The sequence below is a fragment of the Butyrivibrio sp. MC2013 genome, assembly GCF_000424585.1.
GTDB lineage: Bacteria > Bacillota > Clostridia > Lachnospirales > Lachnospiraceae > Butyrivibrio.
The window spans coordinates 102,451-120,104 of sequence record NZ_AUKE01000001.1 but is presented as its reverse complement, the minus strand read 5'-3'; the positions used below and the strand labels follow the sequence as shown (position 1 = coordinate 120,104).

At 45.2% G+C, this 17,654-nt stretch carries 17 protein-coding genes; 16 read left to right on the top strand and 1 reads right to left on the bottom strand.

Features of this window, described 5'->3' with window-relative positions; translation table 11 throughout:
- The first annotated feature begins 35 nt into the window (after positions 1–35).
- The 4 genes from G636_RS16625 to glf all read left to right on the top strand — a co-directional run bounded on the left by G636_RS16625 (position 36) and on the right by glf (position 4,765).
- Positions 36–2,231: a flagellin N-terminal helical domain-containing protein gene (locus tag G636_RS16625; protein ID WP_081668192.1), complete on the top strand. Its 2,196-nt coding sequence runs from the start codon at positions 36–38 to the stop codon at positions 2,229–2,231.
- 434 nt (positions 2,232–2,665) lie between these two features.
- Positions 2,666–3,133, top strand: coding sequence for a flagellar assembly protein FliW (gene fliW, locus G636_RS0100485; RefSeq protein WP_026506414.1), 468 nt, complete (start codon positions 2,666–2,668; stop codon positions 3,131–3,133).
- Positions 3,134–3,267: 134 nt separating this feature from the next.
- Positions 3,268–3,483, top strand: a complete 216-nt coding sequence (csrA, locus tag G636_RS0100480) for a carbon storage regulator CsrA (RefSeq protein WP_026506413.1) — start codon at positions 3,268–3,270, stop codon at positions 3,481–3,483.
- Positions 3,484–3,556: 73 nt separating this feature from the next.
- Positions 3,557–4,765, top strand: coding sequence for a UDP-galactopyranose mutase (gene glf / locus G636_RS0100475; protein ID WP_026506412.1), 1,209 nt, complete (start codon positions 3,557–3,559; stop codon positions 4,763–4,765).
- A 5-nt stretch (positions 4,766–4,770) separates the two neighbouring features.
- On the opposite strand, the gene G636_RS0100470 is transcribed toward glf, so the two are convergent.
- Positions 4,771–6,054, bottom strand: a complete 1,284-nt coding sequence (locus tag G636_RS0100470; protein WP_155832280.1) for a hypothetical protein — start codon at positions 6,052–6,054, stop codon at positions 4,771–4,773.
- 296 nt (positions 6,055–6,350) lie between these two features.
- Between G636_RS0100470 and G636_RS0100465 the strand changes: the two genes are divergently transcribed.
- The 12 genes from G636_RS0100465 to G636_RS0100410 all read left to right on the top strand — a co-directional run bounded on the left by G636_RS0100465 (position 6,351) and on the right by G636_RS0100410 (position 17,640).
- On the top strand, positions 6,351–8,096 hold the full coding sequence (locus tag G636_RS0100465) for a glycosyltransferase (RefSeq protein ID WP_026506410.1): 1,746 nt from the start codon (positions 6,351–6,353) through the stop codon (positions 8,094–8,096).
- A gap of 347 nt (positions 8,097–8,443) precedes the next feature.
- The gene (locus G636_RS0100460; protein WP_026506409.1) at positions 8,444–8,776 is read left to right on the top strand and encodes a helix-turn-helix domain-containing protein; all 333 of its coding nucleotides are present in this window, start codon (positions 8,444–8,446) and stop codon (positions 8,774–8,776) included.
- A 305-nt stretch (positions 8,777–9,081) separates the two neighbouring features.
- Complete coding sequence (locus G636_RS0100455; protein ID WP_026506408.1) at positions 9,082–10,299, top strand: DUF6077 domain-containing protein; 1,218 nt, start codon at positions 9,082–9,084, stop codon at positions 10,297–10,299.
- 31 nt (positions 10,300–10,330) lie between these two features.
- Positions 10,331–11,104, top strand: coding sequence for a hypothetical protein (locus G636_RS0100450; protein WP_026506407.1), 774 nt, complete (start codon positions 10,331–10,333; stop codon positions 11,102–11,104).
- 9 nt (positions 11,105–11,113) lie between these two features.
- The gene (locus G636_RS0100445; protein ID WP_026506406.1) at positions 11,114–12,172 is read left to right on the top strand and encodes an SGNH/GDSL hydrolase family protein; all 1,059 of its coding nucleotides are present in this window, start codon (positions 11,114–11,116) and stop codon (positions 12,170–12,172) included.
- A 51-nt stretch (positions 12,173–12,223) separates the two neighbouring features.
- Positions 12,224–12,613 carry a hypothetical protein gene (locus G636_RS16620; protein WP_051226345.1) on the top strand — a complete coding sequence of 130 codons (390 nt, stop codon included), beginning with the start codon at positions 12,224–12,226 and terminating at the stop codon, positions 12,611–12,613.
- Between the two features lie 17 nt (positions 12,614–12,630).
- The gene (locus G636_RS0100435) at positions 12,631–12,969 is read left to right on the top strand and encodes a hypothetical protein (RefSeq protein WP_035778339.1); all 339 of its coding nucleotides are present in this window, start codon (positions 12,631–12,633) and stop codon (positions 12,967–12,969) included.
- A gap of 103 nt (positions 12,970–13,072) precedes the next feature.
- Positions 13,073–14,164, top strand: a complete 1,092-nt coding sequence (gene rfbB / locus G636_RS0100430; protein ID WP_026506404.1) for a dTDP-glucose 4,6-dehydratase — start codon at positions 13,073–13,075, stop codon at positions 14,162–14,164.
- A gap of 30 nt (positions 14,165–14,194) precedes the next feature.
- On the top strand, positions 14,195–15,076 hold the full coding sequence (gene rfbA, locus G636_RS0100425; protein ID WP_026506403.1) for a glucose-1-phosphate thymidylyltransferase RfbA: 882 nt from the start codon (positions 14,195–14,197) through the stop codon (positions 15,074–15,076).
- Positions 15,066–15,920, top strand: a complete 855-nt coding sequence (locus tag G636_RS0100420; protein WP_026506402.1) for a hypothetical protein — start codon at positions 15,066–15,068, stop codon at positions 15,918–15,920. Before rfbA ends, G636_RS0100420 begins: the two co-directional genes overlap by 11 nt.
- 107 nt (positions 15,921–16,027) lie before the next feature.
- Positions 16,028–16,597 carry a dTDP-4-dehydrorhamnose 3,5-epimerase gene (gene rfbC, locus G636_RS0100415; RefSeq protein WP_026506401.1) on the top strand — a complete coding sequence of 190 codons (570 nt, stop codon included), beginning with the start codon at positions 16,028–16,030 and terminating at the stop codon, positions 16,595–16,597.
- 2 nt (positions 16,598–16,599) lie between these two features.
- Positions 16,600–17,640, top strand: coding sequence for an ABC transporter permease (locus tag G636_RS0100410; protein WP_081668190.1), 1,041 nt, complete (start codon positions 16,600–16,602; stop codon positions 17,638–17,640).
- Positions 17,641–17,654: the final 14 nt, after the last annotated feature.

Genomic DNA, 17,654 nt, shown 5'->3' with positions numbered 1-17,654 from the left:
GTGGCTCGAAGGTTGCGAGCCGTTGGAGGATATAAATGCGAATTACTAACAGGATAATGCAGAACAATTCCATGTTTAACATCAACAATAACAAGAACATCGAGGACAATCTGAATACTCAGATCGCCACAGGCAAGAAGCTGACCAGGCCTTCGGATGATCCTGTTATAGCTATCAGAGCACTGCGCCTTCGAAGCAATGTTACTGAGCTGAGTCAGTATTATGAAAAGAATGCCAAGGATGCTGAGAGCTGGCTGGATGTTACCCAGGATTCCCTCTCTACAGTCACAGACGTGCTCACGGCTCTTATACAGCAGGCCAATAAGGGCGTCAATCAGTATGAGAAGCTGGAGGATGTACAGACCATACTGACCGAGATGGCTGCATTGTCTGATGAATATTATTCCACAGGTAATGAGAATTACGCAGGAAGATATATCTTTACCGGCTACAGGACTGACACAGCTCTTACCTTCCCTGGTGTAGATACCTCCTACTACGAAGATATCAATGATGAATTTAATGCAGGAGATCTGGACAAATCTACCAGACTCCTTGGCGCATACAAGCTTGCGGCAGGCGACAATAAATTCGTAGCTCAGTCTGATATCAGCAGCGTAGAGGTTGGAAGGCTCAGGCTCTCCTATGACAATCTTGAGACTTCCGTGGGTCCTGACAAAGACTATATCGCAGATATAGCACTTCGCTTCAGGGAATCCATGAATGTATCTGCTACCACCAAGCTCTATACACTGGATGAAGCTACAACTCACAAGAAGGGTACTCAGGATGCGCTGAATATCATTTATCAGGATGCTGAGGGCGTCACACATAAGGCATGTATCCCCACTACTGAGAATAAGATCATTGTAGATGAGCCTGATGGAACTACCACTTCCTATGTTGCTACCAGGATAGATGACTTTGAAGGCAAGGCCAAGGGCTATACCATCTCTATAGAGAATGTGAGTAAAAGCGGAGAAGTCAGGATGCTGGGCACCGTTCAGCTGGATAAAAACGGCGTACTGGTAGGCGGCGACAAGAGTGGCGCCTATGAGATGGGTGTGGGCAAGATCAAGGCGGTCACTACCAGTATCTCTACACTGGAGCTGTCCGAAGTATCTTTTACCCCGGGAACAACAGGTGAGTCAGTACTCACTGTGCCTCTGCCCGGAGCTTCTGAGAGCCCGTATAAGATGGTGATCACGGGAACCAATTATATAGCAACGGTAAATACTGACGGTACTTATCAGATAACTGATGAGAAGAGCGCCAAGGGTGCTACTCTTACAACTACTCCCAATGTGGTCAATCTGGCATCCAACGGCAGTATCCACAGCTCTTATATAGAAACTGTATTAAAGCCCGGTATAGAGCTGGATGATGGGACTATAGTACAGGTGATTGACCAGGCTACAACAGAAGCTAAAGTTATAGATGAAGTATATGAAAAGCTGGCGAACATGAAGGGAGAAGGCGAGTATGCTTATGTAGTAAATTCCACTTCCGGCGAGGTGCTTTTGTCTGAGGCCCTTAGGCAGAAGCTGGGAGGACTGGGAAGACTGGTCAATGCCAATACCATAGATGTAGTCTATGATAAGTCTGCATGGGAAACAGGTGACATCAGGCCTGAGAACCTGATGAAATGCAGGAATGTGGATAATGGCATCAATATCCAGTATAACGGAGGAAATGCCGATCATATCATGAAATATGATGTGGGTTATGGTCAGGAGATACCTGTAAATACTACTGCTGACGAGGTATTCACAACGGCAGTCAAGAGAAATGTAGAGGATCTCCAGAGAATCGTGGACCAGATGACCGAGTATTATTCCATGTTGAATACCATGAAGGAGACCAAGTCTGCTGAGACCGATCCTACTAAAAAGGATAATATACAAAAAGAAATAGATGCAGTTCAGAAGGTATATGACAATCTGAAGAATGAGCTCAAGGAAGGCTTTGGCAATAAGATCACAGGCTTCCAGGAAGCACTGAACAAGGCCAATGTGGCCGTTACCGAAAACGGTACCAGGTCAAGGCGCCTGTCCATGATCCAGTCAAGGCTCCAGAATCAGCTGACTACCTTTAAGACGCTGCAGTCCGATAATGAGGATATAGATTTGGCAGAAGTAGCTACCAACCTGTCCACCGCAGAGCTCACCTACCAGTCATCCCTCATGGCCACCAGCAAGATCATGAGCGAGAGCCTGATGAAATACATATGATGATATACGAGTCATAAAGCAAGAATCGCTCATGCTCGCATGAAGCGATTCTTGCTTTCATGACCGTAACAAGGATGAGGAAAAAAGATATTTTGCGAAGCAAAATATCGATTTCCGAATTCTTGTAGATCTGCGAGAGCTGCAAAGCAGCGTAGCAGATCGTATATCATCATATTATGTAGATTAATTGAATTTGTAGATCTGCGAGAGCTGCAAAGCAGCGTAGCAGATCGTATATCATCATATTATGTAGAGTATATACCAAAGGATGAGGAAAAAAGATATTTTGCGAAGCAAAATATCGATTTCCGAATTCTTTTATATACCTATAATGTTATTGGTATATTTGTCCGAAATATGGTTTTGAAAAGCAATACAATATTTTCATATTATATGAATATAGTCGCTTTAAGTGGCTGCAATGGAGGACAAACATGGAACTTAATACAAGAATTTTTGGAGAAGCACATATCAGTGATGACAAGATTCTGACCTTCCCTAAGGGAATCATAGGTTTTCCTGATCTCAAGCGCTTTGCCCTTATGTATGATAAAGACAAAGGTTCCCACAACATTCAGTGGCTCCAATCCATTGATGAGCCTTCATTTGCCATGCCTGTGATAGATCCTCTTCATGTGGATGAGCATTATGATCCTCTCATCGATGATGATGTACTTGAGGATGTTAAGCCCATTGGAAGTGATAATCTTCTGATACTGGTAACCATCACTGTTCCTCATGATCTGACCAAGATGACTGCCAATCTCAGGGGCCCCTTCATCATCAATACCGATAACAGAAATGCGGTTCAGGTTATCGTAGATGATGACAGATATGAGGTAAAACAGCCTGTTTATGAGATCCTCAAAAAGATGAAAGAGGCCAATGAAGGCAAAATCTAAGTATTAATTATGTATTTTTGTGATCTTTGTCCAAGAATATATACCCATGCGATATTTTTCATATTGCGAAAAGGCCGGATGCGTGCTAAGATAAAGCGGATGTGGAAAAAGTCGCAGTCATGGAGGGACAAGAGATGCTTGCACTGTCAAGAAAGAAAAATGAAGCTATCATTATCAACAACAATATTCAGGTAACTGTACTTGAGATCAGGGGGGATCAGGTTAAACTGGGTATCGCAGCACCTAAGGAGATCCCGATCTACCGAGAAGAAGTATATCTTCAGATCCAGGCAGAGAATAAGAGAGCTACAGACGTTGCTAATATTGATGAGCTCAATAAGCTGCTGTGATCTATTATCAGTGAATATTTTTGGGACCGTCTGTAAGATCAGGCGGTCTTTTATTTTATGAGGAGTGGAAGCTATGAAATATGATTATCTTATAGTGGGAGCCGGCCTGTATGGCTGCGTTTATGCAAGGCAGATTGCTGACAAGGGCATGAAATGCCTGGTAATAGACAAGAGAGATGCTATAGGCGGCAATATCAGGACCTGTGATGTGAACGGTATCACTGTCCATGAGTACGGAGCTCATATTTTCCATACTTCGGATGAGGAAGTCTGGAATTATATGAACAGGTTTGCTCGTTTTAATAATTATGTTAACAGCCCTGTTGCCGTATATCATGATGAACTCTATAATCTGCCCTTTAACATGAACACTTTTTCCAAGATGTGGGGGATAAAGACTCCTGATGAAGCCAGGCAGATCATAGACAGGCAGAGCAGGGAAGCGGTAATAGAGATCCTGCATAAGAGGGGCTGTGATAATGTCACGGAAGAAGATATTGCCTCTTTTGAAGCTGCGAGTCTTGAAGAACAGGGACTGATGCTGGCAGGAAGGGACATATATGAGAAGCTCATCGCCGGTTATACCAGAAAGCAGTGGGGGCGTCCCTGCAGCGAGCTTCCTTCTTTTATCATAAAGAGGCTCCCCTTCCGTTTTATATATGATAACAACTACTTCAACGATCCCTATCAGGGTATCCCTGTGGGCGGTTATACATTGATATGTGAAAAGCTCCTGGGCATAGATGGGGGACGATGTGATGACAATATCACTGTCATGACAGGTACTTTCTTTGATGACCTTGTTGATAAAAAGACTATAACCGGGGATGCGCCTATTATTTCCCGAAGCGGGGATAGCTTTGAACACTGCGTATACACCGGCATGATAGACGAATTCTTTGATCATAGGCTGGGCTATCTGGAATACAGATCCCTTAGGTTTGAGACGGAGGTCCTTCCTGATATTGACAATTATCAGGGCTGCGCCGTAGTTAATTACACAGCAGAAGAAGTGCCCTATACCAGGATCATAGAGCACAAGCATTTTGAATTTGGAAAGGGAAACGGTACTGTCATTACCAGAGAATATCCTGCCAGCTGGAAGGAAGGTGATGAGCCCTACTATCCTATGAATGATGATCGTAATAACTTGCTGATGGAGCGCTACCTGGAGCTTGCAGATGAGTACCCTCGCTTCACCTTCGGGGGACGCCTTGGCCGCTACAAATATTACAACATGGACCAGGTAGTAAGGACCGCCCTCGACGATTCACGCGGCTAAAATATTTAGCAGTAGTTATTGAACATCATACCCGAGTATTCGCTGGTGATGTAGGGATTGTTGTAGCCGTGGCCCGGATTCTTGTAATTGACGATGGGCCTGTCTGTGAATTTCATAGGATCCAGCATGATGTCCTTTGTCATTTCGTAGAAGCTGTCGGTTAGATCCTTGATAGGCTGGATCTTTTCCTCACGTTCTTCCTCGGAGCCCATGGCGCGAAGCTTGGAATCGTCGAATACAATCCTGCCGTCTTCGCTCTTGCTGATGCCAATATCTTCCAGTGAACTGCGGATAGGACCGGAGAAGGACTTGATGGCGTTGCCAACCTTCTCGTGGCTAAAGCTTCCGCCGCCTATTGTTGACACTTCATCCAGGAAGTGATTGTAACTGCGGGCCAAACGGGCTACATTATCTATGATTGTGTCGCCATCGGACTTGGTGCCTATGAATATGGGCGCATCCGAAGCGGCCTGTATCTCTATGTCGTATACAGAACCAACCGTGAAATGATTGGAAGAGGAATGATGCTGCTCACCGTTGACGGAGAAGGAGGCATCAAGTGGATACTGGCTTGTGAGATCCAGTCCAAAGTAAGGCACTATACCGTGCCTGGGACTTGTAAGAGCATCCTTTAGTTCAAAGATCTTGTTATTATTATCCGGACTACCAACAAGATCAGAGCTGATCTTGATGGCTGCTGTATCATTGTCGCCTTCTATGATTTCTGCGCTCAGAGAAACTCCGGCTTTGTTGATCAGTCCTGCTATCCTGTTCTGGATGGATCTGTTGCTGTCTCCCGCGCCTATGGTGAACTGGAATTCATAATTCTGATTGCCTATCCTGGCATCAAAATAGTAGCTGCCGGCTTCAAGGCTGGTCTTGGAATCTGTCATGTAAGAACCGGTATTTACCTGAGGGACAGCTATATTATCGATTTCCATGGTAAAAGAAGGAGCATCCTGATCGTGAGGACCTATGTAGGTGACCTTTACTGCTTCTTCATCACTGGTATATGCAATCTTGGAACCAAAGTCATTCTCGCCTGCACCCTTAAGCTCAGTTAGCTGGGCCTGGAATCTGCGGGCAGCCTCTTTGAGGGTGATGGCACTTTCTTCCAATGCCTCATCCTGACTTTGAAGATAGAGGGGGGAGTCCTTATTTATGCGCACAATAGACTTATAGATATCCTTAAGCTCATCCTTTTTATGGGAATCTGCTTTAGTGATATCCTTCGGCGCATACGATGTTAGGAAGTGGTTATAAACGCCACTCATATTGACATTAGCCATACCCGAGCCCTCCTTTCTTCCTTGATAAGCAGGTATCATCCTTTCTCATACCAATCCATTGGTTTTCCTGCTGGGCGAGGTTCCGGCTTTGTATCCAGATTTACTCATCTCAATATTATCATAAAAAGGCAAGGAAATCAATAGTTATTTGTGAATTTATGATGATTTTTCAGACTTTTTTCTTTAGTCTAAGTTTTTTGGATTTTTATCCGACTATGCTACTCCTCTTATCATAATATGATAAAATAATATATGTAATATCGTGCATTATTATGCCCTTTTGGCGGAGGAAGCATATGTTTGAGTACATCGCGGATCTGATCAACAAGGAAGAATATAATAAAGGCCTCGAAGCCTGCCGGAGAGAACTAAAGAGGCTTGCAGGGGAGGACAGCGATCCCGGCAAGGAACCTATCGTGGTAGCAGGAGAAGATGCAGATATGTGCGCTGAGCTTGCACTTTATGCAGCTTCTGCCCTTACTGCTCTGGGCAGCAGGAAGGAGAGCTTTCTGGCTTTGTCCGGAGGTATTGGCTGCAGATCTGCCAGGTATGATTCTGAGCTGAGCTATATGCTGGGACTGTGGTATCTTCCTGTTAATCCCTCCCAAGCGATGCTCTGTTTTGAGAGAGCTCTTAAGAGCTGCACTGATCCTGCTGACAGGCAGGAGATAGAAAAGTCTGTCAAAGAGGCTGCTGATAGGGGCGGCGCTATTAATCCCATATCTGTCATCATCCTTTCCTATAATCAGAAGGATCTGATGAAGCAGTGTCTGGAAGCTGTAAAAAAAGAGATTTCTCCTGAAGATGAGATAATTGTGGTGGATAATGCTTCAACAGATGGAGTAGTGGACTTTCTCAGGGATCAGGATGGGATACGCCTTATTGAATCAGGTGACAATGTGGGTTTTGCGCCAGGTTGCAACATCGGTTTTTTGGAATGCAGTCCGGGCAGAGACATCCTTCTATTAAATAATGATGCTGTTCTTACCAGGGATTCCCTCTTTTATCTGAGGATGGGCCTGTATGAGGATAGAAGCGTGGGAGCCACTGGACCTGTATCCAATAATGCGCTGGAACAGACCGTGGATCTGGCTATTGATGAGGATGAGTATCCGGAGGGTCCCCAGGGCGGCGAGAGGCCTTTGCTCTTTCAGGGCTCTGATGCAGCTCCTGATCTGTCTGCATATATGCTCTTTGGCGATAACAATAATATTCCGTCAGCTCATCCATATGAGAACAGAGCAAGGCTCACCGGCTTTTGCGTGCTCATAAGGAGAGAGGCAGCAGATAATATACTGATAGATTCCGGCTTTGGCCTTTATGGTCTTCCTGAAGCTGCCGGAAAACTAAAAGGCAAGAGGGTGCTTCTTGATAATCGCTTCAGTCCTGCGTATTTTGAGGATGATGATCTGGGAGTGAGGCTATGCCAGGCAGGCTACAGATGTCTTTTGTGTTACAACAGCTTTGTATATCACAAGGGCGGAGCCAGAAACGGCAAGAGCTTTGGTAGCGGCGGAATAGTGCTGGAAGACAGCAGGCTCCGTTTCAAAGACAAATGGGGCTTTGATATTTGGAACTACGAGGGTATATACGATGAGCTAATAGCAGCTGTGGGCGAGCATGAGTTTGAAGGCAGGCGCCTTTTGGATAATAAGGATGCGTATTTTACTCTTTTGGAGATTGATTGTGGATTTGGTGCCAATCTCTCATCCATTGCCCATACCTGGAAGAACAGTGACCTCTACGGCATGGAAGAAAATGCTATTGTAGCAGGTCTTGGACGTTATATGGCCAGGATCACCAGTGGCAGGATAGAACCTGATAATATACCCGGCAGCGAGTCATTCTTTGACCTGATCTGTGCCTGCGATATATTTATGAGAGCGGAAGATCCCTATCTTATGGCTGATAAGCTCTCTGAGAAGATCAGAGAGGGAGGTCTCCTTATTTTGTCCCGCTCAATACTGGCACGTAGTGTGCTTCTTGACCATATTGAGTCTTTGGCTCTTGCAAAAAAGTTCCGGTATGCTATAATTCGATAGTTCATTATATGCATGTGTACGCTATTTAGTGTACTAATTGAATTGTGTATTATTCACAAAAATTTAATCTTTTGATGCCCTGTTTGATCGCCATAAAAGCTTAAAGGCCTTGAATATAGACTATGAGGCTTATAATAGCTAATGGTGCACAAATTGGGCATTTTTAAATTATTACCAAAAAAGCGTTCATATATTCTACAAATTATCATGGATATTTTTTGAAAAAAGGGGTTGTCGAAAAAAAGTATATGCATTATACTTTGAAACTAGTGTTGGTTTGGGGCTTGTTTTTGCCGTACAGGCTCCCACACTTGTAATTTTTTGCGCATTTTTAGGAGGTTTACATCATGACAAAGGCAGAAATACTAAAAAAAGAGATCCTTAATCAGTACAAGAGCGTAAGACGTTTTGCTATCGATCTGGGTATTCCTTACAGTACCCTGGTTACTGCTCTTGAACGTGGAATAGAAGGTATGGCATACGGAACAGTTATCCGTATGTGTGAAGCACTTAATCTCAACCCCGTTGACTTTACTCCCCTTGATAAGGGTTCAGCTATGAGCAACAGGATCATTGAGAGCAAGGTTATGCAGCAGTATATCAAGCTCAATAAGCCCGGACGCAGGAAGATCATGGAGATGATGAGTGATTTCTCCAGCCTTGAGAAGTACCAGGCATAATATATAAAATAATCAAGATATTCCCACCACCTTTAGGTGGTGGGAATATCTTGATTACGGGTGCGGGGTTATAAGCCCCGTACCCGTAGAACTGCGTCAGCAGTGATTTTATAACGAGCAAAAAGCGAAGCGATTGCGAGTTTAACAAAGTTAGAATTGACATATGTATTTGTACCAGCAAGCAGCGCTCCCGGATACGGGAGCGCCTTTTATTGCATTTCTTTTGTTTGGGTGTATTGTATGATAAAATGAAGTGGCTTTGAAAAAAAGTAATATGAAGATAAGGGATGGTTGGAAAAGTTTTAATGGGAACTATACTTTCTATATTGGGGCTATTTGTATGGGTAATGCTCATCCCTCTGGGGATAGGTATTATTCCTGCTTCTCTACTTACTGACAGGAGACGTACACTGCCGATCACTTTTATATTAGGACAGCTCTTGTCTTTGTCATTATTCTTTGTGATATCCGTACCCTGTATGCTCCTGGTGACATATGGAGCTTTTAAATATTGTGTGAGGATCTTTGGAGCTTCTGAGCTTGCCTTGTTTGTTATAGCTGTGATCCATAGTATATTCATGGTCAGAAAGAAGAGGCGTCTTAGCACTATTTCCCTTGACCTTCAGTCCGGTGTTAATAAGAGGAGTCTCCATAGTATAGTGGAAGCGCTTCTTCCCGGAGAGCTTCATGCTGAGGCGGAGGAATATATTGATCCCAGAGGGGACCTCTATGGCAGGAAGCAAAGATACAGCAGGGAAGGCAAGATATTATGGGTCGTATTTGCCTTTATAATGCTTTTTCAGGTATATATGGCAGTGACCAGAGCCTCTTTTGACGGAGATGATGCCTATTATGTAGTAGAATCGCTCCTGTCTTATGAGACAGACACTATGAATACTATCCTGCCCTATACCGGAGGCACTACCAGTCTGGATTTTAGACATTGCCTGGCAGTGATCACCATGTGGATCGCATTTATTGGCAGGGTCACAGGTCTTCATACTACTATCCTGGCCCATACTGTACTGCCGTTTTTTCTGATACCCTTTACTTATCTGATATACAGCGCCATCTCCAGGATCCTTTTTGCCAGGAAGCCTGACAGGAGGCCTATGTTTATGGTGATCATGGCCTTCTTTGTGATGTTTGGCCACACCTCTATCTCTACCTCGGAGACATTTCTACTTACAAGGACATGGCAGGGCAAGTCCATGCTGGCCAATATTGCCATTCCCCTTGTGGTATTTATCCTGCTCTGGATAGGAGAGGACCATGGTACAGGAGTGGTCAAAAGCAGGGACTACAATCCATGGGGACCATATATAGCGCTGATACTTGTAAATATATCTTCAGGTGTGTTCTCATCAATGGGCGTCATGCTGACTGCAGCACTTACAGGCCTGGGCGCGCTGATACTGAGCATATCTTATAAGAAGCTGAGTATACTCCTTAGAGCTTTCATCGCCTGCATACCCAATGTCTTATATGCAGCGCTTTATCTCTATCTTGTTAGGTACTATTAATATGACATTATGATGGGAAAAGGTTAAAAGGATGACTGATTATTTTGTTTCAAATATAGTAACCATAAAGAGCTATATGGGTGCGGGTCTTTTGCCCCTTTTGGCACTCATATCTTCCATATATATCACTGTCACGGAAAAAAAGAAATGGATCAGGATGATCATGGGAGTCATGCCCCTCTTACTGACTTTTATATTCTTTTTCCCATTTAGCAGGGTGATATTCGAGAAGTTGGCCAGTGAAGAGAATACCTACTACAGGATCCTCTGGCTCTTCCCCATGGGAGTGGTTACGGCTTACGGCGCTGCAAGGCTCTTTGACAAGCACAGGATCATAGGTCTTATAGTCAGCATATTGGCGGTGATAGTAGTCAGCGGAGGCTCTCTTGTATACAGGAGTCAGTATATTACTAAAGCTCAGAACCGCTTCCATATCCCTGATGCTGCTATCAATATATGCAATATCATTTCTCCTGAAGAGGGGGCGGACAGGGTCAGGGCGGCTTTTCCTCCGGAACTGGTATATTTCATCAGGCAGTATGACACTGATATCATGATGCCCTATGGCAGGGATTATGTGGAAGCTCAGTGGGACTACTGGAATCCTGTATGTGAACAGATGAATGTTACTCCTGATACAGGCTACAAGATGGAGCCTTTGCTTGCTGCTACCAGAGAGAGCAGATGCAAATATCTGATACTCAACATGAGCATACCGGCTGATTCCGATCCTGCTTCTTATGGCCTTGTACTCAAGGCTCAGACAGACGGATATTCTATATATTTAGATTCTGAGGTTGAATAGGTAAAGATCATGAGCAAAGACAATTTAAGAGAACTTAACAGCAGAGGCGGCAGAGACAGAGGGCGAAACGGCTTTAAGATGTCCCTGCCCGTATTTCTTTTGATCATCATATTACTGTTTGCGGCAGCTTTTGCCATGGTGATATACAAGTTTCAGTTCGGAGGCGTACATCTTAGCTATGATCCAAACTATGAGCCGGATATCAGCCTTAGTGCTTCGGACATAGTGCTGCTGCCTCTTGCTTCGGATATAGAGGGGAGAGAGGATGACGGACGTGAGGTCATATTGTGCCTGGGCAATGATGTTTACTGTGATGACAAAGATAGCGGAGACGGACTGGTGCAGATGATCGGTGATATGACAGGCGCAGAGGTGATCAGTGCAGCTTTTCCCGGATCCTGCGTAGCGCTTAATTTCCCCGGACTTGACCTTCCTCAGACTCCTGACGGTGTCAGTTTTACAGCGGTGGCTGATGCCATAGCTACAGGCGATTATGGGCTGGTCACTGAGACGGCTGACAGCCTTGGCGAGGATGCCATAGAAGCTGCAGCTGCTCTTAAGGGTGTAGATATGAATGCTGTGGACACCATATCCATTATGTATGATGCCAGGGACTATCTCTCAGGCAAGCTCCTCTACAATCCTTCTGATGTTATGGAGGATGAGACAGGGATTGTACGTGATCCTGATCATGACTTTGACAGATATACCTATATGGGTGCCTTTATATACGGTATCAGAAGGATCCATGCAGCCTATCCCCATATCAGGATAGTCATGAACTCTTTTACCTGGGTACAGGCCAGAGACGGCGAGGGTAATCCCATGGATGCGGATGTCTACAATATGGGCAATGGCGTATTAAATGATTACTACGGCAGAGTGATATTGGCCTGTGAATCCCAGAACGTCAGCTTTATAGATAATCTTGACGGCTTTATCAGTCAGGATAACAAGGATGAATACATGTCAGATGATACAGGACTTTTGCCTAAGGCCAGGCAGTACGTAGCTTATCACTTTACCAAGCTCATATATCCTGACAGCCCTGGGGTAAAGTCTGATTAAGAAATGGCCGGTTTTGTGCCGCTATCCTTGCGATATGATTGGAATGAGACGATGAAAAAGCTTGTAAATATCAGCCTGCTGCAGCTGGTCATAGCCATCTACAGCATAAATACTGTAATAGGCAAATATGTGGGGATCAGCCTCTCTTCACATGGCCTTTTCAGCATCAGGACCATAGGGCTCCTGGCCCTGGAAGTCCTTGCGCTTGGGGCATATGCCATATTCTGGCAGCAGCTCCTTCCAAGGTTTCAGCTGTCTGTGGCTTATGCCAATAAGGCGGTGATGCTCCTGTGGTCTCTTTTGTGGAGTTATCTGCTCTTTGGAGAGAGCGTGACAAGGGGCAAGGCTGTAGGCGTACTCCTTGTCATTGCAGGCACTGTGATACTTAATGGAGATTTAGAGGAAAATACGGATACTAAAAGCGCTGAGGCAAAGGATTGATATAAAGGTCGGATATTATGGTCATATTTGTTCTTTTGGCCCTTTTGGGGCAGCTCCTTGCTTCTTCTTCTCAGATACTCCTTAAGAAGAGCGCAGGGATACACTATAGCAATTTTATAAGGCAATATCTCAATGTGTGGGTGATAATGGGCTATGGCCTCCTTGGGATATCCATGATCATAGCTGTTGTATGCTACAGCAGAATGGATTATATGAAGGTGGTGATATTAGAGCCCGTGGGATATATCCTGGTCATGTTTATGTCGAGGTTCTTTTTTAAAGAGAAGATAAGCCTTAAAAAGCTTCTGGGAATGGGGCTTATCATTAGCGGTATACTGATATTTTACCTTCTCTGAAATGATAAAGAATGCAAGCTTTGATTAGTTGTGATATAATATCTGCGACTATGCCAAGAATGGATAATATGCGCTGATCATGCGCAGGAAAGAGGAAATATATATGAGAACCTATTTAGTAACAGGCGGAGCCGGATTCATTGGATCAAATTATATCCATTACATGTTCCGCAAGTATGACAACGACATTCGTATCATCAATGTTGATGCCCTGACTTACGCAGGTAATCTGGAGAACCTCAGGGACCTTGAGGGAAGAGACAATTACATCTTCGTCAAGGCCAATATCTGCGACCGTGATGCTATCAATAAGCTCTTTGAAGAATATGATATAGACAGGGTTGTACATTTTGCAGCTGAGAGTCATGTTGACAGGTCTATCGTTAATCCCGAGATCTTCGTAGAGACCAATGTTCTTGGTACAGCTACAATGCTCAATGCAGCCAAGAAGGCATGGGAGAATGCTGACGGCAGCTTTAAGGAAGGCAAGAAGTTCCTTCATGTATCCACAGATGAGGTATACGGATCACTTCCTGAAGAGGGCGGTTATTTCTATGAGACTACTCCCTATGATCCCCACAGCCCCTACTCAGCATCCAAGGCAAGCTCTGACATGCTGGTAAAGGCATATATGGATACTTATAAGTTCCCTGCCAACATCACCAACTGCTCCAATAACTATGGACCTTATCAGTTCCCTGAGAAGCTGATCCCTCTGATCATCAACAATGCTCTTGCAGGCAAGAAGCTTCCCGTATACGGTGATGGCAAGAACGTTCGTGACTGGCTCTATGTAGAGGATCATGCCAAGGCTATCGACATGGTACAGGAAGAGGGCAGACTCTTTGAGACCTACAATATCGGCGGTCACAATGAGAAGCAGAATATCGAGATCGTAAAGACTATCATCGACCTACTCAGAGAAGAGCTGGCAGAGGATGATCCCAGACGCGGACATCTGACCTATGACCTTATCACATACGTAGAAGATCGTAAGGGTCATGACAGAAGATATGCCATCGCACCTGACAAGATCAAGGCTGAGATCGGTTGGGAGCCTGAGACTATGTTCAAGGAAGGCATCCGCAAGACTATCAGATGGTATTTCCAGCACCAGGAATGGATGGAGCACATCACATCCGGTGATTATGAAAAGTATTATGACAGTATGTACGGTAAGAGGCTTGAAGACTGATCAGGCTCGTGATCCGGAGAAAGGACAGATATGAAAGGTATTATATTGGCCGGTGGTTCGGGTACACGTCTGTATCCCCTGACCAAGGCAGTATCCAAGCAGATCATGCCTGTATATGACAAGCCCATGATCTACTATCCATTATCAACACTTATGCTGGCAGGTATCAGAGAGATCCTGATCATCTCTACTCCCAGAGATCTCCCTGTATTTAAAGAGCTCTTTGGAGACGGCAGCCAGCTGGGACTGAGGATGGAATACGCAGTCCAGGAGAGTCCCAGAGGACTGGCAGACGCATTTATCATAGGTGCGGACTTTATAGGCGGCGACAGTGCTGCGCTGGTGCTGGGAGACAATATCTTCTACGGCCAGAGCTTTTCAAAGCTCCTTAAGTCTGTCTGCGAGAGGCATGATACTCCGGGAAGCGGCGCCACCATCTTTGGCTATTATGTAAGAGATCCCAGAGAATATGGCGTTGTAGAGTTTGACAGTGAGGGAAGGGCAGTATCCATTGAAGAGAAGCCTGAGAATCCTAAGTCCAATTATGCAGTGCCCGGACTCTATTTCTATGACAATGATGTGGTAGAGATAGCCAGGAATGTTAAGCCCAGCGCAAGAGGCGAGATCGAGATCACCTCTATCAACAACGAGTACCTCAGAAGAGGCAATCTCTATGTTGAGACAATGGGCCGGGGCTTTGCATGGCTGGATACAGGCAATCATGATGCACTTTTGGATGCAGCTGACTTTGTATGTGCTTTCCAGAAGAGACAGGGCCTGTATATCTCCTGTATAGAAGAAATAGCATATAAGAGAGGCTTTATAGACAAGGATCAGCTCCTTGCACTGGCTGAGCCTCTTATGAAGACAGACTATGGCAAATATCTCATCGAGGTAGCAAATGGACTATAAAGTCGTAAGACTTGCTGCAGCTGTATTCGCAGCTCTTCTCATCCTGATAGGAGTGATAGTGTATGCTGAGAATGCTGACAGGATCCGTTCTTCCGGGGACGGATCTTCCTCTGATGCAGAGGAAACTGCCGGCATGAGCACAGAGCTTCCTTCCGAAGGCATCAGCCTGGGAGAGCAGATTGGGTCCGACCTGAACGGATTCATTGCGGATAAGGATTTTTTTGATGAGCCTGAAGATGTCTCGGAGGTTTATGCCGAGGATGTCACAGGTGTCTCTCTCTATCCCAAGGGCGGAGAGGGTACTATTGAAATAGCGGTCAAGAACGACAGAGGTGGCCTGGAGACAGGCACCATTTTTGCTGTGCTTCTCAAGGAAGCAGGCGACAGAGAGGGAGACGGGACAGTCTACAAGGACGATGACAGGGACGGCAGGATCCTGATCGAGGATCTGCCTGAGGGGGAGTATGTAGTGACTCTCCAGCCCAGAGAAGGCTATCATGTGCCGCTGTCAGGAAGGACAGTCACTGTATCTAAGGCTTCTGCAGCTTCTGCAGGAGATACAGCTCAGACTGTTGATCCACTTAATGCTGATCAGGCGGGAACACTGGGGACTGATAATGCAGGCACTGATGCCAGTGAATATACTCCTGTGGATTTTGCCCTTCCGGGTATAGACTATCCTGTTGATGGCAATATCATCGGTAATCCCGGTCAGATACAGGGAACGGATATACTGCCCTCCAATGCGGCAGAAGCGCTTTCATCAGAAGCCGGGGTAAGACTGGGCAATGATAACGGTGTGGATGCTTCTGCAGAGGCTATGACACCGGGGCCTCTTAACTGATGATTTTAGAGATTATTCTAATCACAAAGATTAATAATGATTATAGTTTGACAGATCCGGTATTAGCTGGATAATATGTGCTTTTTGAAAGGATGATATAAGAGGAAATGGGACAGATTAGTGTTGAAACATGCGAGATAGAAGGACTCAAGGTAATTACACCCAAGGTTTTTGGCGATTCCAGAGGATATTTTTATGAGAGCTACAGCAAGAGAGATTATGCTGCAGCAGGTATAGATATGGAGTTTGTGCAGGATAATCAGTCTGCAAGTAAGCGTGGTGTTATCAGAGGACTCCACTTTCAGAAGAACTTTCCTCAGGACAAGCTGGTGAGAGTACTCAGGGGAGAAGTATATGATGTAGCTGTGGATCTTAGAGAGGATTCACCTACCTTTGGTAAGTGGTACGGAGTGATCCTGTCAGAGGAGAACAAGAAGCAGTTCTTCATTCCCAAGAACTTTGCTCACGGTTTCCTGGTTCTGTCCGATTATGCCGAGTTTGCATACAAGGTTACAGATTTTTATCATCCCGATGATGAAGGCGGACTTCTTTGGAACGATCCTGAGATAGGCGTAGAGTGGCCTCTTCAGGAAGGCGTAGAACTGATCTTCTCCGAAAAGGATCCTAAGTGGGGCGGTATCAGGCAGTATAAAGAGGAACGGGGAATATTGCGTTGACTATGATCAAAAAGAAAGAAAAGGCGGCGGGAGAACGTCGCCTTCCGGGAATCGGAGCTCTTCCCAGATGGGAAGGAACTCTGATTTTTTGGGCTATGGCCCTGGCCCTGGGACTGGTGATAGTGCTTCACTACAATCCCGGCGCAGATCCCGGAGTCGAGCTTATAAAGAAAATATGCGCCTGTGTTCTCATACTATTATCCTGTATTGTCTTTGCGGTCTTTTATGACAGGATCATGGTACTTCCTGTGGAGCTGTGGGATAACCGCAGGCTGATCTGGAGGATGGCCCTTAATGATTTCAGGAAGAGGTACGCCGGATCATATCTTGGCGCCCTTTGGGCCTTTGTCCAGCCTGTGGTCACAGTGGTCATGTACTGGTTTGTATTTGAGAGGATCATGGGCCAGAAATCCCAGATCGCAGGAAGAGGACTGGAGGTACCTTATATCCTCTTTCTCATGGCAGGTCTGGTGCCCTGGTTTTATTTCCAGGAGGGACTGTCCAACGGTACCACTTCTCTTCTTGAGTATTCTTATCTTGTTAAGAAGGTTGTCTTCAAGATCAGTATCCTGCCTCTTATCAAGATAATCGGAGCTTCTTTTATCCACTTTTTCTTTGTGGGGCTGGTCATTATAGTGGCCTGGGCAGCAGGCTTTCCGCCCAGCATATATGATCTGCAATTGTTCTATTATGTTTTCTGCCTATTTATGCTGATGCTGGCCCTTAGCTATGCCACCTCTGCAATACAGGTATTCTTCAGGGATATGATCCAGATCATCAGTATTGTTCTGCAGGTAGGCCAGTGGGCTACTCCTATATTGTGGAATCTGGACGGGGTATTGGACTGGCAGCTGCAGTGGATCGTCAAGCTCAATCCCATGACCTATATTGTTATAGGTTACAGGCAGGCTATTTACGGTGAGACCTGGTTTTGGGAGCACTTCTACTCTTCAACATATTTCTGGATCGTGGTAGTGGCTCTGTTCGGACTGGGATCGCTGATCTTCAAGAGATCCAAGGTGCATTTTGCAGATGTACTGTGATCAGTATGCGATAA

Excerpts from the sequence above, each read along its gene's own strand:
- G636_RS16625 (WP_081668192.1), top strand. The coding sequence starts at position 36 with ATGCGAATTACTAACAGGATAATGCAGAACAATTCCATGTTTAACATC.
- fliW (WP_026506414.1), top strand. The coding sequence starts at position 2,666 with ATGGAACTTAATACAAGAATTTTTGGAGAAGCACATATCAGTGATGAC.
- csrA (WP_026506413.1), top strand. The coding sequence starts at position 3,268 with ATGCTTGCACTGTCAAGAAAGAAAAATGAAGCTATCATTATCAACAAC.
- glf (WP_026506412.1), top strand. The coding sequence starts at position 3,557 with ATGAAATATGATTATCTTATAGTGGGAGCCGGCCTGTATGGCTGCGTT.
- G636_RS0100470 (WP_155832280.1), bottom strand. The coding sequence starts at position 6,054 with ATGGCTAATGTCAATATGAGTGGCGTTTATAACCACTTCCTAACATCG.
- G636_RS0100465 (WP_026506410.1), top strand. The coding sequence starts at position 6,351 with ATGTTTGAGTACATCGCGGATCTGATCAACAAGGAAGAATATAATAAA.
- G636_RS0100460 (WP_026506409.1), top strand. The coding sequence starts at position 8,444 with ATGACAAAGGCAGAAATACTAAAAAAAGAGATCCTTAATCAGTACAAG.
- G636_RS0100455 (WP_026506408.1), top strand. The coding sequence starts at position 9,082 with ATGGGAACTATACTTTCTATATTGGGGCTATTTGTATGGGTAATGCTC.
- G636_RS0100450 (WP_026506407.1), top strand. The coding sequence starts at position 10,331 with ATGACTGATTATTTTGTTTCAAATATAGTAACCATAAAGAGCTATATG.
- G636_RS0100445 (WP_026506406.1), top strand. The coding sequence starts at position 11,114 with ATGAGCAAAGACAATTTAAGAGAACTTAACAGCAGAGGCGGCAGAGAC.
- G636_RS16620 (WP_051226345.1), top strand. The coding sequence starts at position 12,224 with ATGAAAAAGCTTGTAAATATCAGCCTGCTGCAGCTGGTCATAGCCATC.
- G636_RS0100435 (WP_035778339.1), top strand. The coding sequence starts at position 12,631 with ATGGTCATATTTGTTCTTTTGGCCCTTTTGGGGCAGCTCCTTGCTTCT.
- rfbB (WP_026506404.1), top strand. The coding sequence starts at position 13,073 with ATGAGAACCTATTTAGTAACAGGCGGAGCCGGATTCATTGGATCAAAT.
- rfbA (WP_026506403.1), top strand. The coding sequence starts at position 14,195 with ATGAAAGGTATTATATTGGCCGGTGGTTCGGGTACACGTCTGTATCCC.
- G636_RS0100420 (WP_026506402.1), top strand. The coding sequence starts at position 15,066 with ATGGACTATAAAGTCGTAAGACTTGCTGCAGCTGTATTCGCAGCTCTT.
- rfbC (WP_026506401.1), top strand. The coding sequence starts at position 16,028 with ATGGGACAGATTAGTGTTGAAACATGCGAGATAGAAGGACTCAAGGTA.
- G636_RS0100410 (WP_081668190.1), top strand. The coding sequence starts at position 16,600 with ATGATCAAAAAGAAAGAAAAGGCGGCGGGAGAACGTCGCCTTCCGGGA.